Annotated in this window: 1 rRNA gene (only partly in view); it reads left to right on the top strand. The window is 52.6% G+C overall.

The window, feature by feature from the left end:
• Nucleotides 1-62: 62 nt before the first annotated feature.
• Nucleotides 63-1,550 (top strand): 23S ribosomal RNA (locus tag FD744_RS25155) (it continues 1,544 nt past the right edge of the window).

Here is a 1,550-nt window from a genome sequence, read left to right as displayed (position 1 = left end):
TGTGTTCGAGTCTCTCAAATGCTTGCAGTCTGCATGCGTTGTAAAACGCCTGTGGGTTGTGAGGTTAAGCGACTAAGCGTACACGGTGGATGCCCTGGCAGTCAGAGGCGATGAAGGACGTGCTAATCTGCGTAAAGCGTCGGTAAGGTGATATGAACCGCTACAGCCGACGATGTCCGAATGGGGAAACCCGGTGCACTCTGTGCATCATCGCAACATGAATACATAGTGTTGCGAGGCGAACCTGGGGAACTGAAACATCTAAGTACCCAGAGGAAAAGAAATCAACCGAGATTCCCCCAGTAGCGGCGAGCGAACGGGGAGCAGCCCAGAACCTGAATCAGTTTGTGCATTAGTGGAAGCGTCTGGAAAGTCGCAGGGTACAGGGTGATACTCCCGTACACAAAAATGCACATACTGTGAGTTCGAAGAGTAGGGCGGGACACGTGGTATCCTGTCTGAATATGGGGGGACCATCCTCCAAGGCTAAATACTCCTGACTGACCGATAGTGAACCAGTACCGTGAGGGAAAGGCGAAAAGAACCCCGGCGAGGGGAGTGAAACAGAACCTGAAACCGTGTACGTACAAGCAGTGGGAGCCAACTTGTTTGGTGACTGCGTACCTTTTGTATAATGGGTCAGCGACTTATATTCTGTAGCAAGGTTAACCGTATAGGGGAGCCGCAGGGAAACCGAGTCTTAACTGGGCGTTAAGTTGCAGGGTATAGACCCGAAACCCGGTGATCTAGCCATGGGCAGGTTGAAGGTTGGGTAACACTAACTGGAGGACCGAACCGACTAATGTTGAAAAATTAGCGGATGACTTGTGGCTGGGGGTGAAAGGCCAATCAAACCGGGAGATAGCTGGTTCTCCCCGAAAGCTATTTAGGTAGCGCCTCGTGAACTCATCTTCGGGGGTAGAGCACTGTTTCGGCTAGGGGGCCATCCCGGCTTACCAACCCGATGCAAACTGCGAATACCGAAGAATGTTATCACGGGAGACACACGGCGGGTGCTAACGTCCGTCGTGAAGAGGGAAACAACCCAGACCGCCAGCTAAGGTCCCAAAGTCATGGTTAAGTGGGAAACGATGTGGGAAGGCACAGACAGCCAGGATGTTGGCTTAGAAGCAGCCATCATTTAAAGAAAGCGTAATAGCTCACTGGTCGAGTCGGCCTGCGCGGAAGATGTAACGGGGCTAAACCATGCACCGAAGCTGCGGCAGCGACACTATGTGTTGTTGGGTAGGGGAGCGTTCTGTAAGCCGTTGAAGGTGAACTGTGAGGTTTGCTGGAGGTATCAGAAGTGCGAATGCTGACATAAGTAACGATAAAGCGGGTGAAAAGCCCGCTCGCCGGAAGACCAAGGGTTCCTGTTCAACGTTAATCGGAGCAGGGTGAGTCGACCCCTAAGGCGAGGCTGAAAAGCGTAGTCGATGGGAAGCAGGTTAATATTCCTGCACTTGGTGTTACTGCGAAGGGGGGACGGAGAAGGCTAGGTTATCCGGGCGACGGTTGTCCCGGTTTAAGCATGTAGGCGGGAAGTTTTG

Origin of the sequence: Pantoea sp. Taur (genome assembly GCF_009830025.1) — a bacterium.
GTDB lineage: Bacteria > Pseudomonadota > Gammaproteobacteria > Enterobacterales > Enterobacteriaceae > Pantoea > Pantoea communis.
This window is presented reverse-complemented; position numbering and strand designations above follow the sequence as displayed.